Genomic DNA, 19997 nt, shown 5'->3' with positions numbered 1-19997 from the left:
GGGCGCCGCGAGGCCGTCCCCGCCGGCAGCGCGACCTGGTCGATGAGCTCGCGCACGCGGCGCGCACGCTCGGCCTTGCCGACGCCGTAGGCGCGCAGCGGCTCGTCGACCACCTCGGCGATCGTGAACCTAGGGTCGAGCGATGCGAAGGGGCTCTGGTAGACGAGCTGGAACCGGCGCCTCAACGTGCGCAGCTCCTCCCGCGTCGCGGCGACGATGTCGTTGCCGTCGAATCGGATGCCGCCTGCCGTCGGCTTCTCGAGCCGCAGCGCGAGTCGCGCCGTCGTGCTTTTGCCCGACCCCGACTCCCCGACGATCGCGAGCGTCTCCCCGCGGTCGATGCGGAACGACACGTCGTCGACGGCGACCAGCTTCTCGCGCCCGGGGAGCGGGAACTCCTTGCGGAGGCCGGTCACCTCGAGGAGAGCGGGGGTACCGGCATCCGCCGTGGGCCGCGGCTCACGCTCGGCCGTGCGCGCTGCGCCCGACTCGGTGCCGCGCGTACCAGCCGTCCCGCGCAACCCCGGCGCCGCCGCGATGAGCGCGCGCGTGTACGGATGCTGCGGATCCTCCAGCACCGACCGCGCGGGGCCCGTCTCCACGATCTCGCCCTGCTGCATCACGATGATGCGGTCGGCGCGGTCGGCCGCGACGCCGAGATCGTGCGTGATGAGCAGCACCGCGGTGCCGAGCGTCGACGCGAGCGTGTCGATGTGGTCGAGGATCTGCTTCTGCACCGTCACGTCGAGGGCGCTCGTCGGCTCATCGGCGATCACGAGCTGCGGTTCGGCCGCCAGCGCCGTCGCGATGAGGGCGCGCTGCTTCATGCCGCCCGAGAACTGATGGGGGAACTGACGTGCGCGGGCCTCGGGCTCGCCGATCCCGGCGAGGCGGAGCAGCTCGACCGCCTGCGCGTCGGCGCCGCGCCGGGTCGCGAGGCCGTGGACGACGAGCGGCTCACCGACCTGGCGACCCACCCGCTTGACCGGGTTGAGGCTCGTCGTCGGATCCTGCGGGATGAGGCCGATGCGGCGGCCGCGCACCTCGCGCCACGCCCGCGGCGAGAGCGCGGTGAGATCGGCGCCGTCGAAGCGGATGGTGCCGGCGTCGACGGAGGCGTTCCCGGCGAGCAGGTGGATCACCGCGTGGGCGGTCGTGCTCTTGCCCGACCCGGACTCCCCGACGATGGCGACGACCTCGCCGCGGTCGACGGTGAAGCTCACATCGCGGACGGCAGCGCGCGGCACGCCGCCGAGCGCGTACGACACCGACAGACCGGACACCTCCAGCAGCGCCGTCATCGGATTCCTCCGTTGCGCTCGAGGGCGCGAGAGATGCGGTTGGCCGACAGGACGACCGCGACGATCACGAGCCCCGGAAGCGTGGTCAGCCACCACGCGACGGCGAGATAGTCGCGACCGCCCGCCACGAGCGAGCCCCACTCCGGCGTGGGCGGCGGGGCTCCGAAGCCGAGGAACGACAGCGACGAGATCGCGAGCACCATGACTCCGAACTCGAGTGCGGCGAGAGCGACGACCGGTCCCGACGCGTTCGGCAGCACGTGCCGGCGCAGCACGGTGTACCAGCGCACGCCCGAGACGCGGGCGGCCTCGACGTAGACGGCGGTGGCGATCTGCAGCACCTCGGCGCGCATGACGCGGGAGAAGGATGCCACGCTGGCGAGGCCGACGGCGACGGCGACGTTGAGCGTGCCGAAGCCGAGAGCTGTGATGAGGGCGAGTGAGAGCAGCAGGCTGGGGATCGCCAGCAGCACATCCATGAAGCGCATGATCGCGTCGTCGACGAAACCGCGGAGGAACCCGGCCAGCAGGCCGAACAGCGAACCCACAGCCAGTCCCACCACGACGGCCACCGTCGTCGCGGCGAGCGAGGTCGCGGCGCCGTACACGACGCGGGCGTAGAGGTCGCGGCCGAGGTTGTCGGTGCCGAAGATGTGCTCCGCGCTCGGCGGGAGCAGGCGGTCCTGCGGCACTCCGACGATCGGATCCCACGCGGTGAACCACGCGGGCACCAGTGCCCACAGGGTCACGAGCGCGAGCACCAGGATCGACGCGACGAGTGTCGGCTGCGTGAGCACAGCGACGACGGGGTTCAGCGCGGAGCGCCGGGCCGCGGCATCCGTCCGCTCCTCCTCCCGCGAAGCGGCCGCGGGGCCACCCCCGGGATCGGCGTCGGGATCGACGAACGCCTCGATGAACGGGTCGCGCGGCTCGACGGTGCGCGCCGGGGCGGAGAGCACGTTCTCGACGGTCATGGCTGCTCCTGTCAGGCCGCGACGAACGCCGTGCGGGCGAGCGTGATGCGACGGTCGATGAGGGGGTAGACGAGGTCGACGACGAGGTTCGCGACGACGAAGACGAGGGCGGCGAAGACGACCACGGCCTGCACGACGGGCACGTCGCGGTTGTTGACGGCGGTCACGACGAGCCGGCCGATGCCCAGGCGGGAGAACACCGTCTCGGTGACGACCGCCCCCGAGAGCAGTCCGCCGATGAGCACGCCGACCATCGTGAGCGCGGGGATGGCGGCGTTGCGGAAGGCGTGGCCGAGCTGCACGCGACGCTCGCTCGCACCTTTGGCGCGCACGATCTCGACGTACGGCTGCGCGAGGGTGGAGCGCAGGCTCCTCGACAGCAGCTGCGCGATGAACGCCCCGGAGGGGATCGCGATCGTCACGGCCGGCAGCACGAGGCTCTCGAACCCCTCGTTGCCCATCGAGGGGAACAGTCGCAGCCGGAACGAGAACGCCTGCAGCAGCAGGAGGCCGATCCAGAACACGGGGACCGAGACGCCGAGGGGCGGCAGGGACGAGAGGATGTTGCGCAGCCACTGGGCCCGGGCGAGCGAGGCCGCCAGAGCCAGGGTGATGCCGAAGACGACCGACAGCACGAACGCGAACGCGGTGAGCGCGAGGGTCGGCGGCAGGGATTCGAGGAGCAGATCGGATGCCGGGCGCCCGGTCTGCGTCGACGTTCCGAAGTCACCGGTCAGCGCCTTGCCGAGTGCGGCGAGGTACTGCTCCCACAGCGGGCGGTCGAGCCCCAGCTCGCTGCGCAGCTGCGCCACGAGCGCGGGGTCGATCGCCTCCTGGTCCCCTCCGCCCGCGAACAGCGTCGCGGCGTCGCCCGGAAGGAGATAGAGGATGAGGAACGAGATCGTGTAGGCGGCCCACAGGACCACCAGGCCCTGCCCGATCCTCCGGGCGACGTAGCTCCCCCACATGTTCTCGCTCCTCATCCTCTCGATGTCCGTGCGGGCTCTACTCGGCGATCCAGGCGTCGTAGAAGTCCAGGCGGCTGGACGCCTCGAACGTCAGCCCCTGCACCTTCGACGCGGCCGTGATGGTCGTCGACAGCTGGTAGATCGGGATCGAGTAGCCGCCCGTGACGAGCAGGCTCGCGGCCTCGTCGACGACCTTCTGGCGCTCGGCCGGGTCGATGATCGCGGCCTGCTCGTCGAGCAGTTCGTCGACCTCCGCGGGCTCGGTGCGCTTGGTGGCGTTGTTGGTGCCGCTGACCGAGAACACGGTGCGCAGCACGTCGGGGTCGGCCCGCGTCAGGTTGCCGTACGAGAAGTCGTAGGTGCCGTCGGCGTTCGCGGCCGTGACGTCGGCGATGCTCGCGAAGGTGAGCTGCAGGTCGACGCCGATCTGGCGGAGCTGCTGCTGGACGAGCTCGAGCACCTCCTTGGGCGACTGCCAGTAGGTCACGTGGAAGCTGAGCTTCTCGCCGTCTTTCTCGCGGATGCCGTCGTCGCCCTCGGTCCAGCCGGCCTCGTCGAGCAGGTCGGCGGCGCCTTCGGGGTCGTACTCGAGAACGTCGCTGAGGTCGGTGAAGTACGGCGTCGACGATGCCAGCGGCGACACGGCGGGCAGGTCGTCGGGGCCGAGCAGCGTGGACGTGATCTGCTCACGGTCGATGCCCTTCTGGATCGCGAGGCGCACGCTCTCGTCGGCGAGCTTCTCGGTCGACTGGTTGGCGTACAGGTTGTACACCGACCCGGGGTTTGCGCGGTTGAGCGACCAGAAGTCGTCGGATTCGAAGAGCACGGCGTCGGCGGTCGCGATGCCGGTGGTGGCGTCGATCTGGCCCGACTGCAGGCTGCCGGTGCGGTTGCCCGACTCGGGGATCACCTTGTACGTGATGGTGTCGAGGTACGCCTCGCCGGTGTGGCCGGCGGTCGACGGGCCCCACTCGTAGCCGTCACGGCGTTCGAGCACGGCGCCCTCGTTGGGCGTGTAGCTCTCGACCGAGAACGGACCCGAGCCGACGAAGTCGCCGAGGCACCGGTCGGCCTGGCTGACGGCGGCCGTCGCGGGCGACAGCAGGCCCAGCGAGAAGGTGGAGGTCGCCTGCAGGAACTGGGCGCTGGGCTCCGAGAAGGTGATCGTCACGGTGTGCTCGTCGACGACGTCGATGCTCTCGAGGTCGGCGAGATACGACGAGCCGAGCGTCGCCTTCGCACCGAGGGCGACGATCGCCTCGAAGTTGGTCTTGACGGATGCCGCGTCGATCGGCTCGCCGTCGGCGTAGGTCGGGCCGTCCTGCAGGGTGAACGTGAAGCTCGTGGCGTCGTCGTTCACCTCGTAGTCCTCGGCGAGCCACGGCAGGATGTCGCCGGTCTCGGGGTCCTGGATCGTCAGCGAGGCGACGGTCTGCCGTGCGATGGCGATCGCGTCGTTGTTGCCGACCTGCTGCGGGTCGATGCACTGGCTGTCGACCGAGATCGCGAAGGTCAGGTTGCCGCCCGTGACGGGCTCCGCTTCGGCGGCTGCGGTCGGGGCGGCGTCGCCGGCGCCGGTCGCGCACGCGGTGAGCGCGAGCGCGACGACGCCGATCGCCGCGAGGGCGGCGGTTCGGGGTCGGGTGAACGACATGGGGTCTCCAGAAAGCTGTGGCGGGCGGGTCGCGGCAGGCTGCCGGGCTCGTGGATTCAGCGTCTCGGAGAGGCCGGGCAGACCTCGATCGGCCCCGTCACACGGCGGAAATCGGGGTCGCGCGTGTTCACACGCCGTCACGCGGCGTCATACGCCGGGTTCGCGCTCGCCTCGCTCCGCCTGGTGCGGCACCTTCCTGCGAGCGCTGCGAATCGCGACGCGGCGCTCACAGGAATCTGCCGCGTTCGCGATCTCGGAGCGGCGGTTACGGGACGACGGGTACGGCGACCCCGAGGCGGGCCGCGATCGCACCCGCGACCTGGTCGGTCTGCCGCAGCGACAGGGAGTCCGCGGCGGGGCGGGTGAAGGCTCCGGTCTCGGTCTGGGACGTGAAGGGCCCGATGGCGAACAGCGTGTCATGAGCCGAGCCGTCGCGGCGCAGCACGCGCCCGTCGTCACTGACGCGCACGCGGCCGAGCGACCCGTCGTACTCCGCGTCCGTCACCCGCAGCTCACTGCCGTGTACCGTCACGAGCTCGCGCAGTGCGTCGTTCGCGCTCAGCGCGGCGTCGGCCGCGGGGAGCCACGCGTCGACGAGCGCCCCGGCGACCGTCTCGCCGGCCATGCGAGGGCTGGATGCCGTGAACCCGCCCGGCCCGGTGGTCACGGAGATGTCGGGGCCGAGGAAGCGCACCACTCCGGCGTCCGAGAGCGCGAGCAGCTCCTCGAGCCGGTGAGGGGGAGGACCGCTCGCCAGGTAGCTGAAGAACGTGTGCCACCGCACGGGCAGGCTGTGAGCTCGCGAGCGGGCGTTCCAGCGCTCCTTCGGGATCTCGGACAGCGCCATGAACGACAGCAGCGCGGCGATGAAGACGCCCTGCGCCGGACTGCGCTCCTGGGTGGTCCGCAGCCGCAGGTCGTCGGCGATGTGCGCTCTGACCCGCCGCTGCACGTCCTCCGCGTCGCGGAACCGCGTGTCGGCGAGCGGCCGGTCGAACGCCGCGACGTCGAACCGGTCCAGCGGGTCGGGAACGACCGCGGCGATCGCCTCGCGGAGTTCCGCCGAGTCCCACGCGTGGCCGCGCAGCACGGGACGGAACTCCGCCCAGGTGCTCGAGACCCGATCGGGGTGTCCTGTGAACAGCTCCCGATAGTGCCCATGGATCAGCTCCGCTGCGAGGAGCGGCCAGACGTCCCGGTCGAAGTCGATCGGGCGTCCGGATGCGACGAGCGCCGCGACGGCTTCGGGGGTGAGCACCTCGCGCTGCGGCGGGTCGCCCTGCAGCGCCGAGGTCACCTTGGAGCGGTAGGGCACGCCCCGGCGCGAGCCGAGGTGCAGCCGCGGCTCACGGCCCGAAGCGAGGTAGCGCAGGCCGCCGTCGCTCGCCCGGTCGAACCGCCCGCCGCGCCCCTGGGTCAGCAGGACGACGAGGTCGACGGCGGCCAGGCCCATGCCGCGCACGATGACGTCGGCGCCCTCCGGGATCACCGAGAGGTCGGCGTCGGCGGTGAACGCCGGTGGCACGTACACGAGCCCGGACCGGGCGGATGCCGCCGCCAGCGCCGCCGACGCCGGGTCGAGGTCGCGCTCGGTGTGGCCGAGGCAGTAGGCGACGGCATCCGTCACGATCTCGGTGCCGCTCGCCAGCACGACGAGGTGGCGTCCGCCGGTGGTCGGCCGCACCGCGGCCACGGTGTCGGCATGCTGCCGGATGGTCACGCCGGCCGGCGCGCTCGCCGCCGTGGTGCGGAAGAACCAGTCGAGGTAGTGGCTGTGCAGGCGCCGGGTCGGAAACCCGTCCGCACCCAGCGCTCGCGCCTCGGCCGCCGACAGCTCGTCGAGGTCGACGTCGGGCAGCCTGCCGGCGCGCCACAGCTCGACCCACTCGCTCAGCGATGGGCCGGGACGCACCGGGCCGTCGATGGTGCAGCTGTCGTCGGTGAACACCGTGACGTCGCGCGTCATCGAGTTGAGCTTGAGCAGCGGCGACTGCGCGCGCCGCCAGATGCGGCCGGCGCCGGGCGGGTGGGGATCGACGAGGTCGATGTCGAGCAGCGTGTGCTCGTCGGTGCGCGCCAGGAGGCGCTCGAGGAGCATGATCGCCCGCGGGCCGGCCCCGACGAGCAGCAGGCGCGCGCGGTCGGTCATCGCGTCGCGAGCGCCGGGCTCGTGAGGGGCAGACTCGTGGGGGGCACAGTCGCGCGGGGCGCGGGCAGCCCGAGCAGGTCACGCAGCGTCGCACCCTCTTCGTACGACCGGCGGTACGAGCCGCGCTCCTGCAGCAGCGGCACGACGCGCTCGGCGAACTCGTCGAGGCCGTGCGGCGTCAGATGTCCCACGACCGTGAAGCCGTCCGTTGCCCGCTCCTGCACATACCGGTCGATCTCGGCCGCGATCCGGGAAGGTGTGCCGACGAACGTAGGCGTGGCGGTGAGGCGGATGACCGTCTCGCGGATGCTGAGCCGGTCGGTCTCCGACAGCTCGCGGAGCTTCGCGATGCGCGCCCGCACCGCGGCGTGCCGGTTCGCCCAGCCGCGCGCCGTCTCGGAGCCGGTGTCGGGCTCGACGTCGGGGAGCGGTCCCTCGGGGTCGTAGCCGGAGAGGTCGCGCCCCCAGACCTGCTCGACGTACGTCAGGGCGACCTCGGGGCGCACCTGCTGCAGGGCGACCTCCCGAGCGCGGTCGCGGGCGTCTTGGTCGGTGTCGCCGATGGCGAAGGTGGCGGCGGGCAGGATCTTGAGGGAGTCCTCCTCGCGGCCGTACCCGGCGAGGCGTCCCTTGACGTCGTCGTAGAACGTGCGGGCGTCGTCGAACCCGGTGTGCAGGGAGAAGATCACCTCGGCGTGCTCGGCGCCGAACGTGCGGCCGTCCGCCGAGTCTCCGGCCTGCACGATGACCGGGCGTCCCTGCGGCGAGCGGGGCACGTCGAACAGCGCGTCGACGGCGAACTGCGGGCCGCTGTGGCGCACCCGTGCGGGCACGCCGTCGTCGAGGAAGACGCCGGTCGCGGCATCCGCTCGCACCCCGTCTTGCGGCCACGAGTCCCACAGCTCCTTCGCGAGCGCCGCGAACTCGCGGGCCCGCTCGTAGCGGTCGGCATGGTCGAGGTAGCCGCCGCGGCGGAAGTTCGCTCCGTGGAAGGCGTCGGAGCTCGTCACGGCGTTCCAGCCGGCACGGCCGCCCGACAGGTGGTCGAGGGTCGCGAGCTGCCGGGCCAGCTCGTAGGGCTCGTTGAACGTGGTGTTCAACGTGCCCACCAGCCCCACGTGCTCGGTGATCGCGGCGACGGCGGCGAGGATCGACAGCGTGTTCGGGCGGCCCAGCACGTCGAGTTCGTGGATGCGTCCCTTGTGCTCGCGCAGCCGGAGCCCCTCGGCGAGGAAGACGTAGTCGAAGAGACCTCGCTCGGCGGTGCGGGCGAAGTGCTCGAACGACGAGAAGTCGATCTGGCTGCCCGCCGTCGGGTCGGTCCAGACGGTGGTGCTGTTGACGCCGGGGAAGTGCGCGGCGAGGTGGACCTGGCGTACGGGGCGGCTCACAGCGCGACCTTCTCTCGGACGTAGCGGCTCTCGGGTCGCGCGAGGTCGAGCCGCGCACGAAGGGTGCCCCGGCCGTCGTCCTCGCGGAGGGTGCGCGTCGAACGCAGCAGCGGGATGACCTTCTCGGCGATCGCGACCACGTCGGCGGGCTGACGCGCAGGGCGCAGGCGCACGCCGTCGACGCCGGCGTCGGCGAGCTCCCGCACCGCATCGGCGACGTCGCCGGGCGTGCCGACGATGATGCGGGCGTCGGAGGCGAGCGGCGACCCGTCCCACTCGTCGAGGCGCTCGGCGGCGCTGCGCGCGGCGGCGCCGGTGTCTTCGACCAGCACGAGCAGGTCGGCGTAGACGCGCAGAGGCTCGCCGCCGGTGCGCAGCTCGTCGGCCGCGGCCTCGAGCTCGGAACGGATGCCGGCCAGCCCGCTGTCGTCGTGGGGCGTGACGTAGACGAGGTCGGCGTGCTCGGCGGCCAGGCGATAGGGCACCGTCTGGTGCGCGAGCACCGTGAGCAGCGGCCGGCCCTGGGGCGAGCGCGGCACGATGGAAGCCCCGGTGACCGAGAAGAACTCGCCCTCGAACTCGATGTTGTGCACGCGGTCGGCGTCGACGAACCGGCCGGTGGCGGCATCCCGGATGATGGCGTCGTCCTGCCACGAGTCCCACAGGCGCGAGAGGACGTCGGCGAACTCGCCGGCCTCGCGGAACGCTGCGACGATCTCGGGGGCGTCCTCGACCCGGCCCGATACCGGGATCGCATCGACGCCCGAGGTGCGCCGACCGAAGTTGGCGCGCTCCGCGGCGGACGCGCCCGCGACCAGGCGAACGCCGGCGCGCCCGCGGCTGGCGAAGTCGAGGGTCTGGATGCCCGTCGCGACGTGGAACGGCTCGGGGTGCGCGGTCGTCACGGTGGGGACGAGCCCGATGCGCCGTGTCAGCGGTGCGGCGAACGAGGCGATCAGCACCGCGTCGAGCCGGCCGCGGACCCGATCCCGTCGGAGCGCGTCGACCGACTCGAAGCGATCGGTGAGCGAGAGGGCGTCCTCGATCGTGGCCAGCGCGATCCCGGCGTCGTCCGCCGTGCGCAGCAGGTCGCGCCAGTACGCGGGCGAGGTCAGGTCGCCGGCGCGAGCGGAGGCCTCACGCCACGCGGCAGGGTGCCAGCCCGCTCTCTCGAGGGCGATGGCGAGGTGCACCTGGTCGGTCACGTGTTCGTCCTTTCTCAGCGCTTCGCGGCGTGCGGACCACGTGGCCCGGACGATGCCGGCCATCGGGAACGGCGGCGCCGTCGCCGAAGCGATCCGTCGTTCACGATCCCCTCGGTGCGCGCAGCGGTCCAACGCCCGATGACACGGGAGGACTCACGGCGCCAGACGGCGTAATGAAGCGGCGTACGAAGCGGCTCCGCCTCGGCGGGCTCTCAGGCCTGCGCGAGGACGATCCGGTTGCCGCCGGCGGACTTCGCGCGGTACATCGCGAGGTCGGCCCGCCGGATCAGCTGGTCGGCCACGAGCTCGCTGCCGGAGGAGACGACCGCGATGCCGATGCTCGCGCTCAGCGGCGTGACGGAGCCCGTCGGCTCGGCCCGGAAGAGGTCGAGGATCCGCTCCGCGATCTCCACCGCGTCGGACGGCTCGCCGATCTCGCAGACCACCACGAACTCGTCGCCGCCGTACCGGGCGACGAGGTCGGAGGCGCGCACGGCGGTGAGCAGTCGCCGGCCCACGTCGCGCAGCATCCTGTCCCCGGCCTGATGACCGAAGAGGTCGTTCACATGCTTGAAGCCGTCCAGGTCGATGAACAGCACCGCACAGCCGCGGCCGTCCAGCACCTCGTCCATCTGGCTCTCGAGCACTCGCCGGTTCGGCAGCCCCGTCACCTCGTCGTGCGTCGCAGCGTGCGCCAGCCGCGCCTGCAGGCGGAGGGTCGCGAGCGCTTGGGCCGCCTGACCGGCGAGAGCTTCGGCCAGCGGAGCGGCTTCGTCGTCGAACGTGCGCTCGTGGTGGAACCAGCTGATGAAAGAGCCGAAGTCGGCCTCCTCGTGATGCAGCGGCGCGGCGATGAACGCGCAAACGCCGGCGGCCCGCATCGCCGCACCGAGACCGGGCAGGAGGCGCTCACCGGCCGCGTCGCCGACCACCTTCACCACCCGTCGCGGTGCAGCCACCATCCCGATGAGCGCATCGACGTCGATGCGGCCCTCCAGCACGTCGGGTCCGGCAGCGATCCGACTCGTCCCGTCGGGTTGGCGCAGGAGCACCGTCGACTCCTCGGCGCGATAGGCGCGGGCCGTCGTATCGGCGAGGATCTCCGCGAGAGACCGCTCCGTCGACGCGGTGGAGAATGCGACGGACGAGTCCATCACGAGCTCGAGGCGCGTCCGGGTGCGGTCGGCCAGCGCATACCGCCGACGCAGATCGATCAGCGCGCGGAACCGCTCGGACGCCTCGGCCAGCATGAGCACCTCTCCGGCGCCGCGACGCTGACGGGTCATCATGACGGCCCGGTCGCGCTCTCGGGCGTGCAGCATCATCCAGGGGCCCAGTGTGGTGTCGGGAGGGAGCAGATCCTCGCGGGAGTGGACGAGGAACTCGTCGATCGGTCTGCCGACGATGTCATCCGCCGCCGCCCCGGCCCACTCGGAGAACCACCGATTGGCCGCGGCGATCGTGCCCGACTCATCCAGTCGTACGACGCCCACGGCGAGGGTCTCCGCGCTGCCTTCGTCCACTCCACCCTCCACCCCGCGCCCGTCGTCAGAGCCGGTGCTGGAACCATACCGCCCGCCCCCGCCGGGCAGCACGACGTCATCAGGGCGCAAGGCCTGCATTCTTCGGCGGTCAGTCACGGTCGCGCGGCGGACGCAGCCCCATCGGCATCCCGGACGCCGCCCGCGCGGCACGGTCCACGCGCTGCGTGATGTAGATGTACCAGAGCAGCCAGATCGCGACGGGGATGAGCAGCAGCCCGATGAACCACGCGATCTCACCGAGGTTCTCAAAGGGATTCTGAAGGACCCACCCGGCATCGGCGAACAGCTCGACGACGTCGTCGACGTTCGCGGTCGCGGCGCCCCCGACGATGAGCGAGGGGATCGCGAAGATGAGGATCAGCAAGAACGAGATCGCGATGCCGGCCCGCCGGTTGTGCTCGAAGTCCTCGCGCCTGGTCGACATCATGTTGGTCTCTGCGAACTCGCGGGGACGGCGGAACGCCGTCACCGGGAGGACGACGAACACCCAGGCCATGAGCCCGACGAGGGCGCCGAGTCCGTAGCCCGCCAGGAATGCCAGCAGCCAGGGATTGCCCTCGTCGGCGCCGAGCCAGTAGTGCCAGCCGTCCGAGTCGCGCGTCTCGGCGAGCACCTGCTGCACCGGCGGCAGGGCGTAGGTGATGGCGATCGTCACCGTGGAGACCACCGCGGCAGCGCCCGGGATCGCCAGCATGCGGAACATGGCTCCGGCCAGCAGCCGGCTCGGGGCCCAGAGCAGCTCGATCACGGCGTACGCGGTGACGACGCCCGGTGGGATGAACATCAGAAGGCCCCACAGGGTGTCACCGTGCGGGTCGCGCGCCGCCTGGAGCATCGCGATCACGGTGGCGGGCACCGACACGGCGATGAGGGTCCATGTCACCCACGACACCTCCGTGCGCCACAGGCTCGGCGGAGGCTCGGGGGCGGCGCGGCGCTTCGGGGAACTCACCGGGCCATCCTGCCATCCGTCTGCGAGCACCCGGGACCGCCTCGGAAGGCATGTCCGGGCCACCCCGATAGGATGGGGTGTAACCGTCCGATAACGGGGGAGTAGCCCATGCCAGGCATCGTGATCGTCGGAGTCCAGTGGGGAGACGAGGGCAAGGGCAAGGCCACCGACCTCCTCGGTGAGCGCACCGACTGGGTGGTCAAGTTCAACGGCGGCAACAACGCCGGCCACACGGTCGTGATCGGTGACGAGAAGTATGCGCTGCACCTCCTGCCGTCCGGCATCCTGTCTCCCGGCGTCAACGCGGTCATCGGCAACGGCGTCGTCGTCGACCTCGAGGTGCTCTTCGCCGAGCTCGAGGCGCTGCACGCGCGCGGCGTCGACACGTCGCGCCTGAGGGTGAGCGCGAACGCCCACATCATCACGCAGTACCACCGCACGCTCGACAAGGTCACCGAGCGTTTCCTCGGCAAGCGTCAGATCGGCACGACCGGTCGCGGCATCGGTCCCGCCTACGCCGACAAGATTAACCGCGTCGGCATCCGCGTGCAGGACATCTTCGACGAGAACATCCTGCGCCAGAAGGTCGAGGGCGCCCTCGACCAGAAGAACCACCTGCTGGTGAAGATCTTCAACCGCCGCGCGATCACCGTCGATGAGGTCGTCGACGACCTGCTGTCGTACGCCGAGCGCCTGCGGCCGATGGTCGCCGACACCGGCCTGCTGCTCAACGAGGCCCTCGACGCCGGCGATGTCGTCGTGTTCGAGGGCGGCCAGGCGACGATGCTCGACGTCGACCACGGCACCTACCCGTTCGTGACGTCGTCGTCGGCGACGGCCGGCGGCGCGGCGACCGGGTCGGGCGTGGGCCCGAACCGCCTGGATCGCATCGTCGGCATCGTGAAGGCGTACACGACGCGCGTCGGCGCCGGGCCCTTCCCGACCGAGCTCTTCGACGAGAACGGCGACTTCCTCCGCTCGCGCGGCTTCGAGTTCGGCACCACCACGGGCCGCCCGCGCCGCGTCGGCTGGTACGACGCCCCGATCACCCGGTACGCGTCCCGCATCAACGGCATCACCGACCTGGTGCTGACCAAGCTCGACATCCTCAGCGGTCTCGACCAGATCCCGGTGTGCGTCGCGTACGACATCGACGGCGAGCGGTTCGACGAGATCCCGGTGAACCAGTCGGACTTCCACCACGCGGTGCCGATCCTCGAGTACTTCCCGGGCTGGAAGCGCGACATCTCGGGCGCCCGCACGTTCGACGAGCTCCCGGTCGAGGCGCAGGACTACGTGCTCGCGCTCGAGGCGATGAGCGGCACCCGCATCTCGGTGATCGGCGTCGGCGCCTCGCGCGACGCGGTGATCGTGCGCCACGACCTCGTCGACTGAGCGGGCACCGTCCGACATGAGATTCCTGCTGGGCGGGTACACCGCCGACATGGACGGCCGCGCGAGCGGGCTCGGGATGCTGCTCGCCGGCGCCCCCGACGAGACCTCGGCGGGTGGCGCGCTGGCCTTCGCCGGCGATGTCGCCGCCGCCGACTCGCCGTCATGGCTCGCGCCGCACACCGTGGCGCCGGGCGATGTCGTCTACGCGGCGCTCGAGAACCGTCGGCAGGTGCAGGCGTTCCGCCGCACGGGCGAGGCGAAATTCGTTCCGCTCGGCGCCGCCGTGCCCGCCGGCGAGGCGGTCTGCCACGTCGCGGTGTCGCCTGACGGCCGCTTCCTGATCGCCAGCTGCTGGGGCGACGGCCGGGTGATCCGGATGGACCTGGATGCCGCCGGCCGGCCTTCCTCGCCGGTCACGGCTCCTGCGGCGGTCGACCCGTACGGCCCTGATGCCGCTTCCGCCCCGGCTTCGGCAGGCGACATCGACCTCGTCGCCGCAGCGCGCGCCCTGCGGGAAGCCGCCGGTGACGAGTACGCGCACCTCGTGCCCGATCACGACGTCGCTGCGGAGGCGGAGACCGGCGCCGAGACCGACGGCGCGAGGCCCTCGCGCGCGCATCAGGCCGTCTTCCTCCCCGGCGGGCTCATCGCGACCACCGACCTCGGCTACGACGTCGTCCGGTTCTGGCGCGACGGCGGCGACGGCGGCAGCGGCCTGCGGCCGGTGCAGCAGGTGACGCTGCCGAAGGGCAGCGGCCCGCGGCACATGGTGTGGCATCCGAGCGGTCACCTCTACGTCGTGACCGAGCTGTCGTGCGAGCTGTTCGTGCTTGCACCGTCGGTCGACGGCACCTGGCGGCTGGTCGGCGGCACGCCTCTCGGGGCCGGCACGCTTCCCGGCGACAGCGCCGCCGAACTGGCCCTCGCGCGCGACGGCCAGTTCGTGTACGCGGGCGTGCGCGGCAGCAACACCCTCGCGACGCTCCGCGTTCGCGGCGCGGGCGACGAGGTGGCTCCGGTCGCCCTCGTCGACGCCGGCGTCGACTGGCCGCGGCACCACGTCGTGGTGCGCGACATCCTGCTCGTCGCCGGTCAGCTGTCGGACGACGTCGCGTCGCTCACCCTCGACCTGCGCACCGGTGTGCCCGGCCGCGTGCGGCACCGCGCCGACGCGCCGTCGCCGACCTGCCTCCTGCCGATCCGCTGACGGTCGGGTCGATCCCCCGCCGTTGTATAGCCTGGTCGGGGTCGGAAGGCGGGAATGAGTTCGAACACGACGCTGAGCGGAGCGGCTCGCAGCCGTCTGCTCGCGTTCAACGGATTCGTGTGGATCTTCGGGGTCGTGGCGATCATCCTCATCGGCATCGCGGTGCTCGCCGAGACGGGAGACGAGGTCTCGGCCTCCGACGACTACGGATACGAGCCCTGGCTGAACCCCGACCCCGTGCTCGCCGACGACGAGGGCGATGGCGTGTACAGCGGCGTCGACGGCGCGATGGTGGCGCTCGACGGTCTCGACCCGGCACAGCCGCTGCTGATCACCGAACTCGACGACACGTACGTCGGCAGGGTGTCGGTGACCGGCCCCGGCGGCGAGATCCTCACCGAGGGCGAGTACGGCGGCCCCGCCGAGTTCGAGTCTTACATCGCCACCGAGGGGCAGTGGGTCATCGTGCCGCAGGCCGACGTCGAGCTCTGGATCGACGGGTTCCGCGATGAGCGCTGGCGGATGCGGATCACCACGCCGCCGGTCGAGGAACGCTCGGGCACGGTGAGCGGCATCGGCTCGACCGTGTTCGCCCTCGGTTCGGCCGCCACCACGGCGCGCATCAGCACGCGCGGCGAGGGACGCGTGAGCATCGAGACGGTCACGTCGGCGGGCGTGACCGAGGTCTTCAGCGAGAACGAGCCCACCGACCGCTCCATCGCCTGGGCCGACGGCGATCCCGTGCTGTTCGTGATCGACGCGTGGGACGACGCCGGGTGGACCATCGCCTTCGCCGACGAGCCGGCGCCCGCTGCCACCGGCGCGCCCACCCCGACATCGGCGCCGAGTGCGACGGGGGTGAGCCCCTGATGGCAGGGGTGGAACGCATCCGGCGGTTCTCGCTCGTGACCTGGATCGTCGGCACCATCGCCATCGCGGTGGTCGCCTTCCTCGTGCTGCCGCAGGTCGCCGTCGACGAGCGGACGGGCGAGGTGTACGTGGGCACCACTGGCGACGAGGCCTACCAGCCCTGGCTCGCCGACGACCCGCAGGAGTACGAGGTCGTCGACGGCGTGCTCCACGGCACGGCGGCGGGCGGCTTCCTGCGGATCGACGCAGACTCCGCCCTCTTCATGGTCGACAACCCGGAGGGCGTCGGCGAAGCGGACTGGGTGCGGGTCTACCAGCAGCAGGGCGTCGAGTTCGATGCCGACTCCGAAGAGTGGCAGTACCCGGGCTACCTCGGCTCGCTCTACCCCGACTCCGACATCCTGGTCCTGCCGGGTGACGAGGACGGACTTCTCTGGTTCGCGCCGTCACTCACGGACTGGACCGCCGAGGTCACGACCCCGGAGGTCCTGCCGATGGGCGAGTCCGCCTCCGGTCAGGGCAACGCGGTATTGATGTACGAGGGAGCCGCCCTGAGCGGGCGCTTCCAGCACACGGGGAGCGGCCTGTTCATGGTCGCCGTCGTGACCGTCGGCGGGTGGGACCTGCTCGTGAACGAGTTCGACGAGGTCGACGTCCGGGCGTCCTGGGAGCCCACGGATCGCGTGGTGTTCCAGGTCGACGCCGACACGGGCGACGGGTCCTGGACGATCACGCTCGACACGCCGGCGGGCGACCCCGCGCCCTCGACCACCCCGACATCCACGCCGACGCCATGACGCGGCATCCCATCGACAAGGAGCAGACGTGACGTTCGCCGACACTCTCACCGAGGCGTTCAAGGCGCGCCTTCCGCTGCTGTACATCGAGACCGGCGAGGAGGTGCGAGCGATCGGCGCGATCTCGGATGCCGCCGAGACGCAGCGCCACCCGCGCGCGCTGTGGACCTGGACGGCGGCGCTCGGGCTGGTCGGCCCCGACGGCGCCTCGGTCGCGAACACGGTGAATCCCGCGCGTGCGCTGCAGCACGTCGCGGGGGTGGATGCGCCGAGCGTGTTCGTCTTCTGCGACCTGCACGCCTACTTCGGCGGTGAGCACCGCGCCGGCGACCCCGCGCTCGTGCGCACGGTGCGCGAGACGGCGCTCGAGTTCCGCCACGGCGACGTGTCGCGCACCCTCGTCATCACCGCGCCCGTGCGCGTCATCCCGCCGGAGCTCGACGAGGTCACGCACCTGCTCGACTTCCCGCTGCCGACCGCGGCTGAGATCCGCGAGCTGCTCGAGACGATGATCGACAACAACGCGTCGGGCGAGGGCCGGATCCGGGTGGATGCGGATGACGCCGCCCGCGAGCAGCTCGTGCACGCGGCGCTGGGCCTGTCGATGGCGGAGGCCGAGAACGCATTCGCTCGCGCGATGGTGAACGACGGGCGCCTGTCGGCGCTCGACGTGCCGATCGTGCTCGACGAGAAGCGCCAGGTGGTGCGCAAGTCCGGGGTGCTGGAGTTCGTGAAGGCCGACATCGACCTCGACGACGTCGGCGGGCTCAACAACCTCAAGCGCTGGCTGTCGAGGCGCGACGGCTCGTGGCTCGGCGACGCCCGCGCGTACGGCCTTCCTGCCCCGAAGGGCGTGCTCATCACCGGCGTGCCCGGCTGCGGCAAGTCGCTCACCGCCAAGGCGACGGCGGCCTCGTGGGGGCTCCCCCTGCTGCGGCTCGACATCGGCCGCATCTTCTCGGGTCTCGTCGGCTCGAGCGAGCAGAACCTGCGCACCGCGATCGCGACCGCCGAGGCCGTCGCCCCGTGCGTGCTGTGGGTCGACGAGATCGAGAAGGGCTTCTCGAACACCACCGGCCAGGGCGACTCGGGTACGACGGCGCGCGTGTTCGGCACCTTCCTCACGTGGATGCAGGAGAAGCGGCATCCGGTCTTCGTCGTCGCGACCGCCAACAACATCGACGCCCTCCCGCCGGAGTTCCTGCGGAAGGGACGCTTCGACGAGATCTTCTTCGTCGACCTGCCCACTTCCCACGAGCGCGAGGCAATCTGGCGCCTGCAGCTGCGTGCGCGCGCGACCGACGCCAACGGTCTGGAAGCCGTGGCAGCGGACGCCGACGCCGTCGCCGCGCTCGTCGCCGCGAGCGAGAACCACTCCGGCGCCGAGATCGAGCAGTCCGTCGTCTCGGCGCTGTACGAAGGGTTCAGCACGCGGGGCGAGGTGACCGCCGCGGCGGTGCGGCAGGTGGTCGATACGATGATCCCTCTCGCCGTGACGCAGGCCGAGGAGGTACAGCGCATCCGCACATGGGCGACCGAGCGCGCGGTGCGCGCCACCGGCACCGAGGACCTGGACTCCGCCGAGCTGACCGGCGCCGTCACCGAGGGTGCGCTGTCGTCGCGCCGCGGCGGCCGCACCGTCGACTACTGACCGGCCACGACGGAAGGATGACGAGAGCATGGCGAAGCAGCTCGTGGTGAGGCTCCGCGCCGACGGCACCGTCGATGCGGAGACCATCGGCATGCACGGACCGGAGTGTCTCGACCACATCGAGACGCTCGAGGCGCTGCTGGACGCCGAGACCGTGTCGTCGCGCTTCACGGAGGACTACACGAGCGCGTCGGTGAACGACACCAGTCGGCTCGAAGCCGAGCAGACAGACGGCGCCCCGTGATCCAGGCCATCGCGGAATCACCGGGTCGAGGCGGTGAGACCTCGCTGCTCGGCACGGTCGCGCCCGCGCGGTGGACGGCCGAGACGCTGCGGTGGTCGCGGTTCCTCCCCGCCACGGCGGCCGAAGGCCCGGGAGTGCGAGCGGCCGTGTGGCTGCAGGGGTGCGCCGTGCACTGCCCCGAGTGCTTCAACCCCCAGCTGTGGGCCGACCGCGGCGGTGTCGTCACCGACGCACGCGCGATCGCCGAGGAGTGGGCGCAGCGCGCCACAGCCGCGGGTGCGGAAGGCGTGACGCTGCTCGGCGGCGAGCCGTTCGACCAGGCCGGGGCTGCGGCATCCGTCGCTCGCGTCTTCCGGGAGGCGGGCCTCGGCGTCATGACGTTCACCGGGTATCCGCTCGACCGCCTGAACGCTTGGGCGGCGGCGGGACGCGACGACCTCACGGCCCTGCTGGACGCGACCGACCTGCTCTGCGACGGACCGTACCTGCGCGATCTGCCCGACCTCGAACGGCCGTGGGTGGGCTCGCGCAACCAGGGCATCCGCGCGCTCACCGACCGATACGCCGACGACGTGCGCCGCATCGCCTCCGACGGCGGCGCCGACCGGCTCGAGGTGCGGATCGCCCGCGACGGCACCGTCGCGGTGAACGGATGGGCGACGGATGCCGCGCTCGCCGCACTGCTGGACGACCTGGGCCCGCGTGCCGACAGCCCCGCACAGATCGCGGCGGGCGCACCCGAACGAACGAGAGCGGAGGCCGCGCGATGAGCGTGTCGCTGATCCTGATCTCCGCGGCGCTCGCCGCCGTCACCGCGATCACCGCCGCAGGCGGCATCGGCGCGCTCGCCCAGACCGGCGCAACCCGCGGCGGCGATCGCGCCGAGACGGACGCCGTCGGCGAGGACGGCCCTCGACCGGTCACGGTGCGCACGCGCATGAAGGATCCCGACCTGCTCGCAGATGCGCTGCGCGACATCGGCGCGACCGTCGTCGTGCAGGACGGCGACGATCTGACCGCCGTGATCGACGGCGTCGAACTCGCGATGACGCGATCGGCCGAGGGGGTGTGGGCCGCTCACTTCCACCGTGCCGACGGCCTGGAGCTCGCCGAGACGGATGCCGCGCTTCTCGTCGAGAGGCTGGACGCCGCCTACGCCCTCCGCGTGCAGCAGACGGTCGCCGCGCGCATCCGCGAGCGCGCGGCATCCGCCGGCTTCGAGCTCGTCTCCGAGACGCGCGATGACGACGACACCGTCACGATGGTGCTCGACGTGAAGGACTACGCATGAGCAGCACCACGCGCGCGAAGACCGCCACCGACGCCCCCAGCATCGGCTGGATGCTGGGCATGAGCTCGTGGATGCTGCTGACGGTCGTTCCCGGGCCGATCGTGACGTGGCTCGGCTTCTCGATCATCGGGGTCGTCTCGCGCAGCCGGCGCCTCATCATCCTCGGGGTGGTGTGGGGCGCAGCCGCGATCCTCGTCAGCCTCGAGATCTGGGGCCAGTGGCAGCCGCTCGTCCGCGCGATCGTGTACCTCTCGGGCATGCTCGTCGCGCTCATGGTGAACCCGGGATGGCTGCGCACCATGTGGCAGCGGCGTCTCGACCGCGCGGAGCAGGCGGGCGCCGCGTCGTTCGGCCGGGCGGCGAGCCGCTCGCCGGGAACCGCGTCCGGCTCGAGCTCGAGCGCC

17 protein-coding genes and 1 pseudogene are annotated in these 19997 nt (G+C 71.8%); 9 read left to right on the top strand and 9 right to left on the bottom strand.

From position 1 onward, the window contains the following. The 9 genes from VIP82_RS13520 to VIP82_RS13480 all read right to left on the bottom strand — a co-directional run. A partial coding sequence (locus tag VIP82_RS13520) for an ATP-binding cassette domain-containing protein (RefSeq protein WP_331909435.1) occupies window positions 1-1301 on the bottom strand: 1301 nt, incomplete at its 3' end. After that, the gene (locus tag VIP82_RS13515; RefSeq protein WP_331909433.1) at window positions 1298-2275 is read right to left on the bottom strand and encodes an ABC transporter permease; all 978 of its coding nucleotides are present in this window, start codon (window positions 2273-2275) and stop codon (window positions 1298-1300) included. The genes VIP82_RS13520 and VIP82_RS13515, both read right to left, overlap by 4 nt. An 11-nt stretch (window positions 2276-2286) precedes the next feature. Further along, entirely contained in the window at window positions 2287-3243 is a 957-nt protein-coding gene (locus VIP82_RS13510; protein ID WP_331909431.1) for an ABC transporter permease, read from the bottom strand. A gap of 37 nt (window positions 3244-3280) precedes the next feature. Beyond that, entirely contained in the window at window positions 3281-4897 is a 1617-nt protein-coding gene (locus VIP82_RS13505) for an ABC transporter substrate-binding protein (RefSeq protein ID WP_331909429.1), read from the bottom strand. A gap of 265 nt (window positions 4898-5162) precedes the next feature. Continuing rightward, a complete protein-coding gene (locus VIP82_RS13500; RefSeq protein WP_331909427.1) occupies window positions 5163-7046 on the bottom strand; it encodes an FAD/NAD(P)-binding protein in 1884 nt (627 codons plus the stop codon). Then, a complete protein-coding gene (locus tag VIP82_RS13495; RefSeq protein ID WP_331909425.1) occupies window positions 7043-8437 on the bottom strand; it encodes an NtaA/DmoA family FMN-dependent monooxygenase in 1395 nt (464 codons plus the stop codon). Before VIP82_RS13495 ends, VIP82_RS13500 begins: the two co-directional genes overlap by 4 nt. Continuing rightward, window positions 8434-9642 (bottom strand): LLM class flavin-dependent oxidoreductase, encoded by a 1209-nt coding sequence (locus VIP82_RS13490; RefSeq protein WP_331909423.1) that lies wholly within the window; start codon window positions 9640-9642, stop codon window positions 8434-8436. The genes VIP82_RS13495 and VIP82_RS13490 overlap by 4 nt, the downstream gene beginning before the upstream one ends. 212 nt (window positions 9643-9854) lie before the next feature. After that, window positions 9855-11165: a diguanylate cyclase gene (locus tag VIP82_RS13485; protein ID WP_331909421.1), complete on the bottom strand. Its 1311-nt coding sequence runs from the start codon at window positions 11163-11165 to the stop codon at window positions 9855-9857. 109 nt (window positions 11166-11274) lie between these two features. Then, complete coding sequence (locus VIP82_RS13480) at window positions 11275-12138, bottom strand: hypothetical protein (RefSeq protein ID WP_331909419.1); 864 nt, start codon at window positions 12136-12138, stop codon at window positions 11275-11277. A 108-nt stretch (window positions 12139-12246) separates the two neighbouring features. Here VIP82_RS13480 and VIP82_RS13475 point away from each other — a divergent pair, with 108 nt between their 5' ends. The 9 genes and pseudogenes from VIP82_RS13475 to VIP82_RS13435 all read left to right on the top strand — a co-directional run. Continuing rightward, window positions 12247-13533 carry an adenylosuccinate synthase gene (locus VIP82_RS13475; protein ID WP_331909417.1) on the top strand — a complete coding sequence of 429 codons (1287 nt, stop codon included), beginning with the start codon at window positions 12247-12249 and terminating at the stop codon, window positions 13531-13533. A gap of 16 nt (window positions 13534-13549) precedes the next feature. Beyond that, window positions 13550-14740, top strand: a complete 1191-nt coding sequence (locus tag VIP82_RS13470) for a lactonase family protein (RefSeq protein ID WP_331909415.1) — start codon at window positions 13550-13552, stop codon at window positions 14738-14740. A gap of 54 nt (window positions 14741-14794) precedes the next feature. Next, window positions 14795-15610: a hypothetical protein gene (locus tag VIP82_RS13465; RefSeq protein ID WP_331909413.1), complete on the top strand. Its 816-nt coding sequence runs from the start codon at window positions 14795-14797 to the stop codon at window positions 15608-15610. Further along, window positions 15610-16407, top strand: coding sequence for a hypothetical protein (locus VIP82_RS13460; RefSeq protein WP_331909411.1), 798 nt, complete (start codon window positions 15610-15612; stop codon window positions 16405-16407). The genes VIP82_RS13465 and VIP82_RS13460 overlap by 1 nt, the downstream gene beginning before the upstream one ends. Window positions 16408-16435: 28 nt before the next feature. Further along, on the top strand, window positions 16436-18058 hold the full coding sequence (locus VIP82_RS13455; protein ID WP_331909409.1) for a Ycf46 family AAA ATPase: 1623 nt from the start codon (window positions 16436-16438) through the stop codon (window positions 18056-18058). Window positions 18059-18086: 28 nt separating this feature from the next. Continuing rightward, window positions 18087-18302: a DUF2997 domain-containing protein gene (locus tag VIP82_RS13450; protein ID WP_331909407.1), complete on the top strand. Its 216-nt coding sequence runs from the start codon at window positions 18087-18089 to the stop codon at window positions 18300-18302. After that, window positions 18299-19072: a 4Fe-4S single cluster domain-containing protein gene (locus VIP82_RS13445; RefSeq protein ID WP_331909405.1), complete on the top strand. Its 774-nt coding sequence runs from the start codon at window positions 18299-18301 to the stop codon at window positions 19070-19072. Before VIP82_RS13450 ends, VIP82_RS13445 begins: the two co-directional genes overlap by 4 nt. Next, the gene (locus tag VIP82_RS13440) at window positions 19069-19593 is read left to right on the top strand and encodes a hypothetical protein (RefSeq protein WP_331909403.1); all 525 of its coding nucleotides are present in this window, start codon (window positions 19069-19071) and stop codon (window positions 19591-19593) included. The genes VIP82_RS13445 and VIP82_RS13440 overlap by 4 nt, the downstream gene beginning before the upstream one ends. Continuing rightward, window positions 19590-19997: pseudogene (locus VIP82_RS13435) on the top strand (hypothetical protein); the annotation flags it as partial. The gene VIP82_RS13440 and the pseudogene VIP82_RS13435, both read left to right, overlap by 4 nt.

The organism is Microbacterium sp. (assembly GCF_036566905.1).
GTDB lineage: Bacteria > Actinomycetota > Actinomycetes > Actinomycetales > Microbacteriaceae > Microbacterium.
The sequence above is the reverse complement of the archived record's forward strand: the minus strand, read 5'-3'. Positions and strand labels throughout refer to the sequence as shown.

What these genes read in the sequence shown, in the direction of transcription:
- VIP82_RS13515 (WP_331909433.1), bottom strand. Translation starts at nt 2,275, where the DNA reads ATGACCGTCGAGAACGTGCTCTCCGCCCCGGCGCGCACCGTCGAGCCG.
- VIP82_RS13510 (WP_331909431.1), bottom strand. Translation starts at nt 3,243, where the DNA reads ATGTGGGGGAGCTACGTCGCCCGGAGGATCGGGCAGGGCCTGGTGGTC.
- VIP82_RS13505 (WP_331909429.1), bottom strand. Translation starts at nt 4,897, where the DNA reads ATGTCGTTCACCCGACCCCGAACCGCCGCCCTCGCGGCGATCGGCGTC.
- VIP82_RS13500 (WP_331909427.1), bottom strand. Translation starts at nt 7,046, where the DNA reads ATGACCGACCGCGCGCGCCTGCTGCTCGTCGGGGCCGGCCCGCGGGCG.
- VIP82_RS13475 (WP_331909417.1), top strand. Translation starts at nt 12,247, where the DNA reads ATGCCAGGCATCGTGATCGTCGGAGTCCAGTGGGGAGACGAGGGCAAG.
- VIP82_RS13470 (WP_331909415.1), top strand. Translation starts at nt 13,550, where the DNA reads ATGAGATTCCTGCTGGGCGGGTACACCGCCGACATGGACGGCCGCGCG.
- VIP82_RS13465 (WP_331909413.1), top strand. Translation starts at nt 14,795, where the DNA reads ATGAGTTCGAACACGACGCTGAGCGGAGCGGCTCGCAGCCGTCTGCTC.
- VIP82_RS13460 (WP_331909411.1), top strand. Translation starts at nt 15,610, where the DNA reads ATGGCAGGGGTGGAACGCATCCGGCGGTTCTCGCTCGTGACCTGGATC.
- VIP82_RS13450 (WP_331909407.1), top strand. Translation starts at nt 18,087, where the DNA reads ATGGCGAAGCAGCTCGTGGTGAGGCTCCGCGCCGACGGCACCGTCGAT.
- VIP82_RS13440 (WP_331909403.1), top strand. Translation starts at nt 19,069, where the DNA reads ATGAGCGTGTCGCTGATCCTGATCTCCGCGGCGCTCGCCGCCGTCACC.